Origin of the sequence: Microbulbifer elongatus, assembly GCF_020524885.1 — a bacterium.
GTDB classification, from domain to species: Bacteria; Pseudomonadota; Gammaproteobacteria; order Pseudomonadales; family Cellvibrionaceae; genus Microbulbifer; species Microbulbifer elongatus_A.
The window spans coordinates 495,852-510,470 of the sequence record NZ_JAIVKJ010000003.1 but is presented as its reverse complement, the minus strand read 5'-3'; the positions used below and the strand labels follow the sequence as shown (position 1 = coordinate 510,470).

14 protein-coding genes are annotated in these 14,619 nt (G+C 55.4%); 7 read left to right on the top strand and 7 right to left on the bottom strand.

Features of this window, described 5'->3' with window-relative positions; translation table 11 throughout:
• Positions 1-88 precede the first annotated feature (88 nt).
• Together LC059_RS14225 and LC059_RS14220 are read right to left on the bottom strand one after the other, a co-directional pair.
• Complete coding sequence (locus LC059_RS14225) at positions 89-547, bottom strand: GNAT family N-acetyltransferase (RefSeq protein WP_226704526.1); 459 nt, start codon at positions 545-547, stop codon at positions 89-91.
• A 56-nt stretch (positions 548-603) separates the two neighbouring features.
• Entirely contained in the window at positions 604-1,176 is a 573-nt protein-coding gene (locus LC059_RS14220) for a tRNA-uridine aminocarboxypropyltransferase (protein ID WP_226704586.1), read from the bottom strand.
• A 65-nt stretch (positions 1,177-1,241) separates the two neighbouring features.
• Between LC059_RS14220 and LC059_RS14215 the strand changes: the two genes are divergently transcribed.
• The 5 genes from LC059_RS14215 (at position 1,242) to LC059_RS14195 (ending at position 4,649) form a co-directional block, all read left to right on the top strand.
• Positions 1,242-1,634, top strand: coding sequence for a GNAT family N-acetyltransferase (locus LC059_RS14215; protein ID WP_226704525.1), 393 nt, complete (start codon positions 1,242-1,244; stop codon positions 1,632-1,634).
• A 130-nt stretch (positions 1,635-1,764) separates the two neighbouring features.
• On the top strand, positions 1,765-2,262 hold the full coding sequence (locus LC059_RS14210; protein ID WP_226704524.1) for a DUF4234 domain-containing protein: 498 nt from the start codon (positions 1,765-1,767) through the stop codon (positions 2,260-2,262).
• A gap of 187 nt (positions 2,263-2,449) precedes the next feature.
• Positions 2,450-2,884 carry an OsmC family protein gene (locus LC059_RS14205; protein ID WP_226704523.1) on the top strand — a complete coding sequence of 145 codons (435 nt, stop codon included), beginning with the start codon at positions 2,450-2,452 and terminating at the stop codon, positions 2,882-2,884.
• Positions 2,885-3,060: 176 nt separating this feature from the next.
• Entirely contained in the window at positions 3,061-4,014 is a 954-nt protein-coding gene (locus tag LC059_RS14200) for an MlaD family protein (protein ID WP_226704522.1), read from the top strand.
• Positions 4,011-4,649 (top strand): ABC-type transport auxiliary lipoprotein family protein, encoded by a 639-nt coding sequence (locus tag LC059_RS14195; RefSeq protein ID WP_226704521.1) that lies wholly within the window; start codon positions 4,011-4,013, stop codon positions 4,647-4,649. The genes LC059_RS14200 and LC059_RS14195 overlap by 4 nt, the downstream gene beginning before the upstream one ends.
• 8 nt (positions 4,650-4,657) lie before the next feature.
• Here the strand turns inward: LC059_RS14195 and LC059_RS14190 are convergent, their stop codons facing one another.
• Complete coding sequence (locus tag LC059_RS14190) at positions 4,658-5,242, bottom strand: cytochrome b (RefSeq protein ID WP_226704520.1); 585 nt, start codon at positions 5,240-5,242, stop codon at positions 4,658-4,660.
• Positions 5,243-5,487: 245 nt separating this feature from the next.
• On the opposite strand from LC059_RS14190, the gene LC059_RS14185 reads away from it, so the two are divergent.
• On the top strand, positions 5,488-6,111 hold the full coding sequence (locus LC059_RS14185; protein WP_226704519.1) for a 2OG-Fe(II) oxygenase: 624 nt from the start codon (positions 5,488-5,490) through the stop codon (positions 6,109-6,111).
• A gap of 151 nt (positions 6,112-6,262) precedes the next feature.
• Here the strand turns inward: LC059_RS14185 and LC059_RS14180 are convergent, their stop codons facing one another.
• Positions 6,263-7,744, bottom strand: a complete 1,482-nt coding sequence (locus LC059_RS14180; RefSeq protein WP_226704518.1) for a carotenoid oxygenase family protein — start codon at positions 7,742-7,744, stop codon at positions 6,263-6,265.
• Between the two features lie 37 nt (positions 7,745-7,781).
• Positions 7,782-10,211 (bottom strand): TonB-dependent receptor, encoded by a 2,430-nt coding sequence (locus tag LC059_RS14175; protein ID WP_226704517.1) that lies wholly within the window; start codon positions 10,209-10,211, stop codon positions 7,782-7,784.
• A gap of 318 nt (positions 10,212-10,529) precedes the next feature.
• Here LC059_RS14175 and LC059_RS14170 point away from each other — a divergent pair, with 318 nt between their 5' ends.
• Positions 10,530-12,422 carry an amidohydrolase gene (locus tag LC059_RS14170; RefSeq protein ID WP_226704516.1) on the top strand — a complete coding sequence of 631 codons (1,893 nt, stop codon included), beginning with the start codon at positions 10,530-10,532 and terminating at the stop codon, positions 12,420-12,422.
• Positions 12,423-12,470: 48 nt separating this feature from the next.
• Here LC059_RS14170 and LC059_RS14165 read toward each other — a convergent pair whose 3' ends face one another.
• Both LC059_RS14165 and LC059_RS14160 read right to left on the bottom strand, forming a co-directional pair.
• Positions 12,471-13,502, bottom strand: coding sequence for a DUF1254 domain-containing protein (locus tag LC059_RS14165; RefSeq protein ID WP_226704515.1), 1,032 nt, complete (start codon positions 13,500-13,502; stop codon positions 12,471-12,473).
• 206 nt (positions 13,503-13,708) lie between these two features.
• Positions 13,709-14,536 (bottom strand): DUF2306 domain-containing protein, encoded by an 828-nt coding sequence (locus LC059_RS14160; protein ID WP_226704514.1) that lies wholly within the window; start codon positions 14,534-14,536, stop codon positions 13,709-13,711.
• Positions 14,537-14,619 lie beyond the last annotated feature (83 nt).

The window sequence follows — 14,619 nt, the reverse complement described above, 5'->3', positions numbered from 1 at the left end:
GTAGGGAAGCCGGGAGCGGTTTCCTATTGGAAACGATATCAACCAATACTAAACCGCTTAGCCGGAAGCGCCATAAGACTGGCGGCCGCTACAGTGTACGACACATTATATCGACGACCTCACCGTGGTATTCGCAAGACCGGATGGTCTTCCAGCCAAGGCGCTCGTAGTACTGCCTTGTCTCCGGGGTAAATAAATACAGGCTGGGGATGGCATTCGCGTCGCAGTGCGCTAACAGAGCATCTATCAGCCGCTTCCCCACGCCAGCCTCCCGGTAACTGGGCATGACATAAAAGTTGGCCAGCCATGGCCCCCAGGGTTCCTCGATCTCCATATCCCTCGGCAACACGCTGATGGAGCCGATGGGTGTTGTATCGATTAATGCGACGAACGTAGTCGGTACCGCCTGTTCTCCCAAACAGCCTGTGAGATCAGATTCAAAATCCTGCAGCGACTGCTCCGGATAAAGATTACTCCACTCGTCAAAATGCCAGGCTGCGAGCACACCGACTGCATCCGGTCTTTCGGTTAAGTCTACTACTTCCAAAGCATTCAGCTGTTTAGCCAAGGGCACTACATCGCGCATAAAAATAAGACTTTTACTTAACCCTGCTTTGTCTGCAGTTCAATCATTTTTTCAAAGGGACGTAAAATTTCCTGGAATTCTATTCCTGGCTCCAGGCCCTGCATCGCCATCGCGATGCTTTCAATCGTCGACAGGCTATTCTCCAGTGAAGAGTGCCGTACCTGGTAGTTGGAGTGCAACTCACCTTCGAAGCTGACTCGAGGCAATTGCTGTAGTGCTGGGTGCAGATGGAGTATTTTCTTGGACTTCCGCCACGTCGCGTCGACAACTACCAGCTGCTGTATCGCCTCCGCCTGCGGCGTCCCGGGCTCCACCAAATCCACTTGCGGAAGCCAGCTCAGGGACGGATAAAGTAACGCTGACCGGGGTTGCAGCAGCACGCCCAGCGATTCATCCGACAGACTCTCCGCCACAACCAACTCACTATTATCCAGGCACAGGTGCGCCATGCGCCCGGTATTGAACGGGTGCTTCTGCTCCAGGGGGTGCTGTATGATAAGCACCCTAATCCGATTGGGTATATGAACCAGCGCGCTGCAGTAACATACGTTGAGCGGGCGTTGGCAGGTTGGGCAGGTTTCGCGCGGCATAGATGAAAATGGATCCGGACTTTTCAGCAGACTCTTGTTCGGCACAGTGGCTCTCCGATACGGAGATGCCACTCGCTAACAAATTCTACCGCACCTACAAATTTCGCGGTAAAGCGCGCCGGCATGAGCCCTGCGCGGTGGTCAGAGACCGGCAGAATAGCATCATTGCCTGTGGCTGCCTGCGCAAGTTGACCGACAGCCAGCTACTCGTAGGAGTGGCGGTGGCGCCAGACTACCAAGGCAAGGGCGTCGCCCGGCGGTTACTGGCCTTTATGCAGGAAGCATTTGACGATCAGACTTTCACCTTCCCATACCACGAACTGATGCCGTTTTATGAATCCCTGGGGTTCGCAGAGGTCAGTCTCGAAGGACTGCCATCCGCCATCACAGATCGCTTTCTTACCTACCAAAAACAAGGCCGGGATATCGCCATACAGCGCTATGTTGGCCCTCGATAGCGCACCTGAAACAGCCATTTACCTAGAAGAAGCTGGGATACGGATTTCACGGGAGATTTCTATGGTACTCTCCCAGTGTCGCTTTCAGCGCCAACTACTAAAGAAAAACAAGATATAAAGGAATCGCCTTATGGAAAGCAATCCATACGAAGCCCCAAGTTCCGATCTGGCTGTCGCCACCAACGATCAAATTTCCAGCAACTTTGACCGCTTTAGCGCCTGGTGGGTGTTCCTGCTGACCATTTTTACCTTCGGGATTTATCCGGTGTACTGGGTCTATACCCGCGCGCAGACCGTAAACCGTATTCAGGATAACCAGATCGCTCCGGCCTGGATTTACCTCACCGTAATCTTTTTTGCATTGACAATCGTTGTAGAGTTTATCGCCCCGGAAAAAGTCGAACTCGCCATCATTGTTAACATCGCCTACTTCGTTGCCCTTCTAACGACCCTGTTCAAAATCAAGAACCGCCTGCAAAAGATGATGAGTGAAACCACCGGCAGCAACTATACCCTGGGCCCGGTTTTGACCTTTTTCTTCCATTCCATCTACCTGCAGTACAAAATCAATGAATTCATTGATAACAGTAAACTCGCTTCTGACAGCGAGACCGCTACCGCCGGATAACTTCCGTATGCCGCAGGGGGGCGCCCGCCCCTCTGCCTCTTTCTCGCCCACTTTCTCGCCACTCTCTCTCGCAAGTACTGCGCTGATCCGCACGATATAGTAACCCCCTATATCTTCTTATCAGTGGTCGCGCAGATTCGCCTAGTCTATTCTGCGTCATTCAAAATCCATGACTAAAGGAGGTTGTGTGGAAGCCTTTCCCCACGAATACAAAGTCGCCGCCAGTGCAGCGAGTGAAGGCGAGATTACCCTGACCGCCGACGGGCTCACCGCCATCACTTCGGCGCCTCCCGTCCAGTTTGACGGCCCCGGCGACCGCTGGTCACCGGAAGACCTGCTGGTCGCTTCGGTTGCTGACTGCTTTATCCTTACTTTCCGTGCCATTGCCAAACACTCGAAGCTCGAATGGACATCGCTGGAGTGCGACGCCAGCGGCACACTGGATAAGGATGGCCGCACCACCTGCTTCACCGCCATTGCCATTACCGCCAAGCTTGTGGTGCCGGAAGGCACCGATACGGAAAAGGCACACAAGTTATTGGAAAAGTCTGAGCAAAACTGCCTGGTGACGAACTCCCTCAAGTCGGAAGTCACGCTAAGCGCGGAAGTGACGGTCGAGTAACCCTATTTCCCCGAGCCCTCGCAAGGGGGCTTTCTAACGCCGCCAACATCCCCACACAAGCACAGGGCTGTCGCTCGACAACACCCTTGGCAGCGTATCCACTTGTGCGGTCGCAGGATGATCTAGACTTGCACTGGCCATTATTCGGGCCGATCTCACCGTCGCAGGGGCCCTTTATGACTACCAGCACAGCGAGCCGGGCACGATGGGCTTTCGCAGCCATGGTGCTCGCGGGCGTCGTCGCAGGTGTAATCTGGCACTACCAGACATCCGGTCGCTTCACTACCTACCAAATCCTCACCGAAGATTCCGTGTCGGGTCTTATTGCCGGTGCACCGGTGGAGTTCCATGGCGTAGACGTGGGCATGGTCACCGAAGTAGAACTCACTGGGCCCAGTTCTGTACGCATCCTGCTGGATGTTGAAAAGGACGCGCCGGTATCCAGCGCGACCGTTGCCACCATTACCGCGCGTGGACTCGCTACCCGCGGGTTCACCGGCTATGTGTACGTGCTGCTGGAGAATACCGGTAGCAAGCAGGGCCCTCTCACTGCTGCCCCCGGCGCCCGCTATCCACGTATACCAAACGCCCCGTCCCGCTCGGTCAATCTGGACACCGCCATCAGCCAGGTAAACGAGAACGTACAATCGCTGACCGAACTTCTGCGTACCATGCTGGATAAAGACACCATCGCTGCCTTTCAGCAGGCGGTAGGCAACCTGCAGCAAGTCACCCAGATGCTTGCGGATAATCAGCAGAGGCTCAGCGCAATCATCGCCAATACCGAACACGCCAGTGGCCGGCTGGGGCCGCTGCTGGATTCAAGCGGCGATACTGTTCACGCGCTGCGGCAGGTCAGCCAGATGCTCGCGGGGAATCAGGAGCGGCTCAATACGATTATCACCAATACCGAACAGGCGAGCGGCCAACTGGGCCCGCTACTGGATGCGAGCAGCCAGTCCGTTCATGCACTCCAGCTGCAGGTACTGCCCGAGGCCTACCGGACCATGGCCACCCTGAATCAGCTGACCAATTCCATGACCCGCCTGACAGACAAGATCAACCGCAACCCGTCCGTTCTCCTGCGCGGCAGCACGCCCCCGCCCCTTGGCCCAGGCGAAACCGAATGAGTGAACGGGGATATGGGTGCTCGCTGCCTCATACCAGAACAGTCGCCCGGTTTGTGGTGGCGGCTATCGCACTATTGATTTCCGGATGCACCCTGTTCTCCCCGGTGGAAAACGAAATGCGGATCGCCGTCATCGACCAGATTCCCCGGGAAACTCCCCAGCGACAAACCAATCCGGTAACGCTGTTGATACTGCCTCCCAATATCAACCCCGTTTACGGCACCGTCCGTATGGCCTATCGCACGAAGCCACATCAGGTGGGCTACTTCAGCCGACACGCATGGGGGGCAACCCCGGCGCAGATGCTTCTTCCCCTGCTGGCGCAGACGCTGGAAAACACCCGCTATTTTGAAGCGGTCGCAACCCCGCCCTACTTTGGGCCTCACCACTACGCGCTGCACACGGAGATCCTGGAACTCGTGCAAGACTTTACCGCCACCCCAGCGACACTACACCTGTCCCTGAGGGTGCAGCTGATTGAGGGCGCCTCAAACCGGATTATTGCGAGCAGAGTGATTTCCCTGAACAACCCCATGCAGCAGGAGACACCAGCAGCAGGCATAGTCGCGGCCAACGATGCGGTCGAAAACGCTTTGCAGCTGACGGCCCAGTTTGTGCTGGAACAGATGCCATAAGCCGCATATTAGAGATGGGAACCGGGCAGGATTTTCCTGAGGGTGTTATCCCGGGAAATGAAGTGGTGCTGCAAGGCGGCACCGGCGTGCAGCAGGATAAAGCCAATCAAGGCATACCCCAGCCACTTGTGTACCTCGATCAGTAGCTGAAAGCGATACTCATTGTGCGGAATCAAATCCGGCAGCTGGATGCCAAAGACATAGACGGGAATGCTCGCGGCAGATGACATCAACCATCCACTAACCGGCAAGGCAAACATCAACGCGTAGAAGCACAGGTGTACAAAACGTGCCACCACCTTCTGCCAGTCAGGCAGCTCACGGACCAGAGCGGGCAATACGTTACCCACGCGCCATGCCAGTCGCACCATCGCCAACCCCAGCGCCAATATGCCGCACTCTTTGTGATACACAATGAGCGTAATCTTTTCCTTGTCGAATCCGACATCCGGGAGCGCACTCATGTACACGCCGAGCACAGTGAGCCCTATAAGTAGTGCCGCCATAAACCAGTGGAGTAATATGGCGACGGCGCCATAATGCCGATTCGTGTTGGTCAGCCCAGTCATTCGTCGCGACAGCCAGTCAGACATTGTTCACACATAATAGTGCGCCCCACGGGCTTACATCCTCGGCAATCATATCCCCATGGTCGCAGCGAAGATGCCAGCGGCCATAATCACGGTCAGCGGGAGCAGGTACTGGCCAAAGCCAAGCGCGTACAGGCACGGCTATTAAGGCTATTGCTCAGGGGTAGGTCTGGGCCTAACATGTCTCCAACGCAGTATCCCTGTGACAACAATAGATTTCTTATAATCAACAGCTGCAGAGAATGCTTATGGCCTCCTACCTCAATATCGAAGCTCTGGCCGGCGCTGAAGTAAAAGAGAAGCCGTTTCCCTACTTCGTACTAGATAATATTATTAGTCCCAACCGCGTCAAGGCGGTGCTAGAGGGTTTTCCCGATATTCAGGCCGGGGGAAGCTTTACCCTGGAGGGGTTAGAGTGTGGCGAGGAATTCACGGCGCTGATTGATGAGCTCAACGGCCCGGATTTTCGCCGCCTGACCTCCGATAAGCTGGGCATGGATCTCAACACCCTGCCGATGATCGTTACCCTGAGGGGCGTGTCCCGCCCCAAAGACGGCCGCGTGCACACCGATTCCAAGTCCAAAATTGCCACCATCCTGATTTATTTCAACGAGGAGTGGACGGCGGAGACAGGCAAGTTGCGCATCCTCAACAGCGACAACATGGAAGATATGGCCGATGAGGTAACACCCAACGCCGGCGCACTGCTGGGCTTCCGCGTTACCGACAACTGCTGGCACGGCTACCCCGCTTTTGACGGCGTGCGTCGCTCCATCCAGATCAATTTTGTGGCGGACGAGAAGGCGGTGCGGAAGCACCACAATCGCCATGGTTTCACCGCCAAAATCAAAAAGTGGTTTGGCGGTAAATAAGGTGGTAGGTAAGTCGGGAGATACAACCTGACCAGCAGTGCGGCCAGAAGGTCTTAGACCGGCATGGGCTGGCCCGAAGAGGCGGCCACTCTATCACAGCCCGTGGCCGCGACAGATGACGATACTGATGAAGCCGGGGGATTGTGATGTATTACAGAAATACCTTCGGACTAAACATGCCGTGGAAGCCCTGGGGAATATGGAAGTCGAGCTTGATGGTGGCAAGTGGTTCCGCGAAGTGCCTGCTGTCAATTACAACCACTTCTGATTTGTCGCTGTTGCCATTGTAGACGTAGCACAGGCAGTAGAAATCGTCCTCGGCATCGGACTCCGGCCTGGCCACCATAAGCGGCTCACCATTGAACCGGTAACTGCCGAAATCATGCACCTCTACCTTTCCGGTTTTGCGGTCAATCTTCTGTATGGCGTTGAAGTAGGTCCTGGGGCCACCACCGGTATAGCCGGTAGCGATCGCATAACGGTTTTCTGAGGTGGTACGGGTCCAGTCCCATTGTGGAAACTCGCCCTCCAGCGCATCGTCAATGAATTCACTCTGGAATCGCCGACGCTTCAAGTCGACGACACAGCGTTTGTAGCGGGCAGCGCCGGAGCGGAAATTCACATCTTCCGAGAACAGGTCCAGTGGCTCGATCTTGTGGTCCGGGGTACCGAAACCGCCCTCCTTCGTTTCCATCAGGTCGAAGTGAATTTCCCCACTCTTCTCGTAGGCATTGCCAAAATGCAGGCAGGCGATGGGATCGATCTCGATGGTATCAACCAAATTCAGGTTGTGTAGGTCAATAATGATGACCTTGTTAGTGAGCTCCTTGTCATACAGCATCAAGTCTGCAAAGGAGCCATTCTTCAGCATGGTCATCAACAGGTTGCCCTGCATGGATACCGACGACTGGATAAAAATCGCGTAGTTTTCGGTCATCGCGAAATCGTGCAGCAGGGGCATATGGTCCAGGGCAAACCTGGCGCGGCCCACCATGTGCCCGCTCGGGTCAATTTTGTACAGCTCAAAACCCGGTTTTATGCCACCCCAGCCGACATCGAAACACAGACCAAAATTGTAGTAGTAACCGGTCTTTGGATTGATCTTACCGTGTGCACTGAACACATTCGTCTTGGTGAGGCTATCGTCGTAGGTAAATTCCCCGTAGGTGTCGAGGGTTGCCGGGTCAACAGAATACGGCCGCCCTCCTTCATTTAATGCCAGAAACTTGCCACCGTGGAGAATCAGGCCGGTATTTGCCGGGTTGGCCGGCGGTGCGAAGCGCTTGAAAAAATTGCCCTTAGGCGCACCGCCAAAGCCCCGGTACAGGAATTTACCGGCTGCGGTTTCATCCACGTATTTGGGTGTGCGGATGAACTTATTGGAAAAGTGAACCTTGCCACGGGTGAACGTGGTGCGCGCGATCATGCCATCGCCATCGAACCAATGCCCGACCACCTCTCCCCCTAGCTTCAGCCGGCCGGGGCCGTTGCGGAAGAAGGAACCAGTGAGGTCGTCGGGCACCTTACCTTCGATGTCGGTCACCCAGTAATCGTATTCATTTTCCTGCGCCTCAAAGTTTCCCTTGATCGTTGGCGCCTTCAGATTTTCTTGGGTGACTTCTGCGACGGTCATAACACTCTCCATTTTCACCGCGTACTCTATGCAAAACCTAGTTGAAGCTGCGACGCAGGGTAAGTCCGTAGGTAGACCGTGGAGCGACGACACCGGCATAGCCGCCGATGGTGGGGATGTCGATACCCATCAGGAAATACTCCTCTTCCAGCAGGTTTTTACCCCAAGCCACTACCTCCCAGCTGCGATCAAAGTTGCTCAAGGTCAGACGGAGATTGACCAGGTTTACCGAGTCATTAAACAGCGCCTGGTCCAGGTCCTGGTCGAGATAGTGGCTATCTACGAAATTGTGCTCGAGACGGGCGATCACCTGAAGGCCCGAAGACAGCGGCTGCTCGTACTGGGCAAAGGAGCTATAGGTCCACTCCGGGGCATTGTCCAGCGTTTTGCCCGCTAGGTCAGCCACACAGGGCGCAGTGGGATTAGCCAGTGACCAGAACAGGGAGTCCATCGCGGTACACTGACCATTGTCGAACTCCTTGTACTCGGCCTTGTTGTAGCCAATCGCGGTACCCAGGGTGAGGTTCTCACTGGCAACGAACAGAAGGTCCATTTCCGAACCATAGCTTTCCAGTGCACCGGCATTGGTAACGGTGGTGCTTGCACCATCGAAGGCCTGTGCCTGGAAGTTATCGTAATCGACGAAATAGAAAGCGCCGTTAAAGATAAGACGGTCATTCAGCAAGGTGCTTTTCCAACCGAGTTCATAACTGGTTGCTTCCTCTTCACCGAACTCACCGGCACTATCATTGCCGCCATTGATTCTTCCGTAAACCTCCACCGGCACGCGGCGCTGGTCGAAGCCTCCGGACTTGAACCCTTTACTCACGCTGGCATAGGCCATCACGTCTTCCATGACGAAATAGCGCAGGTTAAACGACGGGGAGATATCGCTATCACTGCGTTTCTGGTCAAAGTCGACGTCCGCCCCGGCAATCGGTGCCAGGTCAAACGGCAAGTACTGGAACGGTGGTAAAGACTCGGCCGGCAGGCCCGGGAGTGGCGTGCGCAGGGTGCGCTGGGAGCCGGTGCGCTCTTTTCTTTCCTGGGTCACACGCAAACCGAAGGTCGCGCTCAGCTCGTCACTGAGATTCCAGGCAAGCTGGCCAAAGATCGCCAGGGCACTGGTGGAATACTCGTTGACATCAATGTTCTGCGAGCGACTACCTAGGATCGCGGAGAGCGGCGGCAACCCCGTTTGCAACGGCGGCGAATTGAGCAGAATGGTCTCGTTCATGCCCAGGCTGCCTTCGGTTTCGAAATTGGAGTAGTAACCGTACAGACCTACCTGATAATCCAGGGTATTGTCGCCCAGCGAAGCGACACGAAGTTCTGAGGAAAACTGCTTCATGTCCTCCTCTGTTGTTGCCGGCGATGCCGCATCGTAGGCCGTGAAATCGCCATCGTAACTGCTGCTGGAGGTATAGGTTCTGACTGCATTGATAAAGGTGACGCTTTGGGAATTCGGAGCCTCGTAATTCCACTCTGCAGAGAGCCCCCCTACTTCCACGTTGTTACTCAGCTGGTCATTGAACCAGTAATCATCACCAAATGGGTCCGCCTGTGGAGGTGCACCAATGCTGCCTGGCGCAGTTTCCAGAGCGGTGTACGGCAGCCCTGGTAGCATGGCCGAGGGGTTGTTGGTCATCGGTGTGCCGATCATGATCGGAGATACACCGTTGTAGTCGATCACCGCCAGTGCGCAGCAGTCGGTGTTTTCCTTCGAGTAATCCGCGTTAAGCAGTAGCTCGCTGTCATCAAAGTTGAACAGGAAGCGGGTTTTTAGCCCCCACTTGTCCGCATCGTTCACGCCTTCACCGGTATAGGTATTGGTAAACAGGTGGTCGCCGTTAACCGCGAACGCGCTCATGCGCATCGCGTTACCGGACTCGCCGAGCGGCACGTTCACCATCGAACGCACTTCTTTGCGGTTATTGTTGGCGAAGACAAGATCGCCTTCCGCAGCAAACTCCGCAGAGGGCTTGGCAGTAATCACGTTAATGGCACCGGCCGCGGTGTTCTTGCCGTACAGTGTGCCCTGCGGGCCTCTGAGCACCTCAACACGCTCGATATCCACCAACTCATTGATGTTCATACCCGCGCGACTCTGGTACACCCCATCGATAAAAACCCCCACACTGGGGTCAATACCGGCATTGGAGCCTGCGGAACCGATTCCACGTATGCGCAGGGATGTGGTCCTGGAATCTGGCCCGGACTGGATTTTCAGGCCCGGGGTGTATTGCTCCAGCGCGTTAAAATTCGTCTCGCCGGAATTCCTGAAGAAATTCTTGTCGAAGGCCGCCACGGATATCGGCACCTCCTGGATGCTCTCTTCCCGCTTGGTGGCGGTAACGGTGATGTGCTCAATGCTCCTCTCGGCATCAAACTGGCTTTCTTGTGCAATTGCGGAGGCTATCGGGTTGGCGAGCAGGACACAGCTGATCGATGCAACGTATCGCTTCATTATTGTCATTCCTTCGAGGCAAGTAGCTATTTATCGTTATTGCGGGTAAGTCCCTAACCCCGCTTACTCTCATCAGGTGCCGGAATGCGATCGCATTCACCGCCTTACCATAACAAAGACCAAGAACACTAACAAACAGTTCTGACTGTTTTTTATCTCATTGAAACACAACATTACTGGCGCGCAAACCCTCCACCAAGCAGGCCTGCGCGCGATAAGGCTCAGCTAAACTTGTCACTCACCACAGGTATCAGGTCAGCGCAACGGAAGGGAAATAACCGCCAAGCTCCGACTTCCCTGCCAGGCTCAGGAGGAGAGATGCATTTTTGGAACAAGCTAACCACGTTAGCTTTAACGCTCCTCCTCGCCGTGCCTAATCTGGCCTGGTCACAGGCCATCCGGCTGCAGGACCTACATCCACTTGCGGAGCAGTCATCGCAAACCGTGATCTACACGGCCCGTGAATTCATCACAATGGATCCGAAGAAGCCCAAAGCCGAGGCAATCGCGGTGCGCGACGGCAAGTTCGTGGCGGTCGGCACCCGGGAGGAAGTAAACGCGGTGGTCGGCAACAATGCACGCCTCGACAAGTCACTTAATGACAAGGTTGTGATGCCCGGCTTCGTCGAGCAACATGTTCACCCGGTGTTGGCAGCACTGGCGATGAACGTGGAAGTCATTTCAATCGAGGATTGGGACACCATCGATGGGCTCTCCCCCGCCGTGCGCGATGAACAGGGTTACCGGGAACGACTAAAGAAAGCGCTCAGCGGGCACAAAGACAAGCGCAAGCCGTTTATCACCTGGGGTTATCACCACTACTTTCACGGTGAGATGTCCCGCGACCTGCTCGACGAACTGGCAACGGATTTTCCAGTGATCGTATGGCACCGGTCGCAGCACGAGTTTTACCTGAACTCGGCCGCACTCAAGCTCACGGGTATCGACGACGCCTATATATCCGGGCTCGGGTCTAGCGCCAAGTCGATGAGCGACTTGCCCAAGGGGCATTTCTATGAGCAGGGAGTACTCGGTATCCTCCCGAAACTCACGCCTTACCTCGCCTCTGCCGAGCAGTTTCAGCGCGGCCTCGAATACACCGAAACCTATTACCATCGCAATGGCATCACCCTCGCCTGCGAGCCAGGCGGATTCCTCTCGAAAAAATTGCAGGACGCGGTCAATGCCGTGTACTCGGACGATGCCACGCCGTTCAACCACTGCTTTATCGGAGACGGCAAAAGCTTCTATGCGATAAAGCCCAATGACGCTAAAAGCCTGATCGCTGAAACACGCAAGGTTGAGGACTGGGGCAATGGCCGCACCTGGTACCTGCCCGGGCAGGTGAAGCTTTTCACCGATGGCGCCATCTACAGCCAGCTTATGCAGATGAAAGATGGCTACACAGACGGCCACCATGGTGCGTGGATCATCGACCCCCCGGCGTTCGGGTTTATGTTCCAGACATACTGGGATGCGGACTACCAGATCCACGTACACAATAATGGCGATGCCGGTCTCGATGTATTACTGGGTGAGCTTGAGAAGGCGGTGGCGCGCAAGCCGCGCAAAGACCATCGCACGGTGCTCGTGCATTTTGGCTTTGCGCAACCCGAGCAGGTCAAACGCTGGATCGAACTCGGCGGTATCGTAAGTTCAAACCCCTACTACGTAACGGCCCTCGCCGGGCGCTACGCGAAGCTTGGTATCGGGCCAGAGCGCGCAGCGAACATGGTGCCTCACCAGGACGTACTGAAAAACGGCGGCTCGCTGTCCTTCCACTCCGACATGCCGATGGCACCGGCCAAGCCGTTGCAACTCGTGTGGGCGGCGGTTAATCGCAATACCGCGGAAGGCCCGGTAGCGGGGCCACAGCACCGCGTTCCGCTTGACGACGCCCTCAAAGCAATCACCATCGAGGCGGCTTACTCGATCCAGATGGAGAATCAGGTCGGCTCAATCGAAGTGGGCAAAGACGCGAACCTGACCGTTCTGATGCAGAGTCCCTACGAAGTTGCGCCGGAGAAACTGAAAGATATTGAGGTATGGGGCACGATGCTCGAAGGCCGATTGCAGCCCGTCGGCCCTGCCCCGCGCTCAGCGGGTTCGAAGTCCAGATCGATCATGGCGAACGATGCCGACGATGAAGCGATTCAGCGCGCGACTCTCGATAGAATCAAGAGAGCGATGCAGCATGGGCATGGCGACTGATATCAATTTGTCGCTGATGCCCAGCGCGACTGATGCACCAGTGCATAATCACATGCTGCGACCGCCGTCGTAGACCTGGACTTCAGGCATTGAATACGAACCATCCAGCACCGACTTTCCCGGGCGATATATCCGAAACAAGAAATTCCATCCATCACTGGTGTCGACACGGTTAGAAACTTTCCCACAGGCTTTTTCAGGCCCAAAATATGCCGTGAAAGTACCATCGTCATTCAGTTTGGTGTTTGCTTCATTTAAAACGTTGTTTTCGCTTTTCATGAATCCGTCTTTACCGTAAACGGTAATGGACCAAAATCCCTCGTTATCGGGCACTTGATAGTTAGCTGTATAACACTTATCGGCACTCGCAGTGGCTGGCTGATAGTTCATGTATATCGCTTCGGATTCCGGGAAAAGGCCCCAGGCTGCAGCAGCCGCGAAGTGCCGGGTATCCTCATTCACTTCTCCGCGCTTGCCCATCATACCGGCCCAGCTATCGAACTTTTTACTGCCCTCTTCATACTCGCTGCGTTGCGAATCGAGCGACTTCCGATCCCATTTAAACCCGGGAAATTCACCACCGGTTTTGGAGGTCACCTTGAACTGGTCTTGCAGACTGTTCACCAAGGCAACGTCTTGCTCACTTGCGGGATCTTTTAATTGAATCCGGATGATGACGTACAGAAATCGGGTATCACCCTTCACCGTATGCATCCCGGGCTCATGGATAATGTCCACTACATAGTGATCATTATCGATAATGTAGACGGAGGCATACCGATCGTCCGGAAGCTGCGGGAAATTGATGGTGACACCATCCTTGGCATCGAATACACCACCAGAATAGAGCACATCGCGGTTCATACGCACCACTGTCTGTTTATCGAGCGGTGTAGGCTCACGAAAATGAAAAAACGTGTTAGTCCCACCGGCGTTCTCAATCATCGCCGCATACATATTGTCCGTTTCCGCTCGGATAAAGGTCTCCGGTGTTACTGCTTTGGTATCTCCCGCCTGCGCCAGTGGCACAGCTAGAGCCAACAACCAAAAGCCAGCAATCGTCAGATTCTTCAAACTCATTGAATGCTCCCTCAGGGGGATGAAAACTCAGCTAAAAGTCTAGTGATACGCTCATGATTAAGATGCCAGTTTCTTATAACCATTTCGGCGGATAGCTATCTTTCATAGAACTTACTCCCATAGAACTTGCTCCTATAGAAAGAAGCGAGCAAAACAGATGACTCACGAATGCGAGCCCACGCCACCCCTAACCGGGGCCGCCCGGCTTACATCCGCGGCAACCACATCCCCAAGGTAGCGGTAACGATGCCAACAGCCATGAACGCGGTCAGTGGCACCAGGGTGCTAATAAAGGCGAGTTGAGCGCGTTGCCCGGCTGCAGGCTTCAGACAATGGAAGTACCACTCCAGCATGGCCAGTGGCAGCAGGTACTGGCCCACACCAAGGGCGTACAGAAACGGCCCGGTAAAGGACGACCAATCAATACCCCAGCCACCGGTCAGCGTCGCCCAGCCCATTAGCGCCACGCGGAAGAACCAGACCGCACTGGCGGCCATGAACAGGCGCAGCGCCCAGCGCCGGTGTTCAGCGATCCGGCCGGCCAGTGCAGTACGCATTGCCAGGAACGCAAACACCAGAATCAACACCCCATCGATGGAGATGGTGATCTGGGACACCAGATTGCCAAGACTATGACGGGTCCAGGTCATGTAAAGGCCGCCAACGGCGCTTATCACGGCAGCCAAAAGGTAGCTGCGGCCAAGCCAGCGGTGGAAGCCGGGCGCGTGTCGTCGCACAGCCGGAATCAGCTGCAGGGGACCGCCACCGATCACAATCGCGGCCAGCAGAACATGTGCCACTGCTGCGAGGTTGCCCAGGGTATCGCCCTCGCGAAAGCCCGCTGGCAGGTGCAAGCCCTGCAGGCCATGGAGTCCGGACTGCGTAATCGGCGGGTAAAACACGGCGAGAATGTAAACAAAGAAGATCCCGTGGCCGATCGCCGCGATGCCAAACCAGGTCTTCACCGCGAGATTGACGGCCCGCCGAGTGTCGATTACGCGCGGCAGTGTTGTGCTGAGTACAGCGTCGTTCATGGTTGTTTTCCTGCTGAATTTGCCTGGCGAGCATGGTCGGCGTTTTCAGAGCCCAGAACATCGGCCAAAGGCAGGTATCGGCT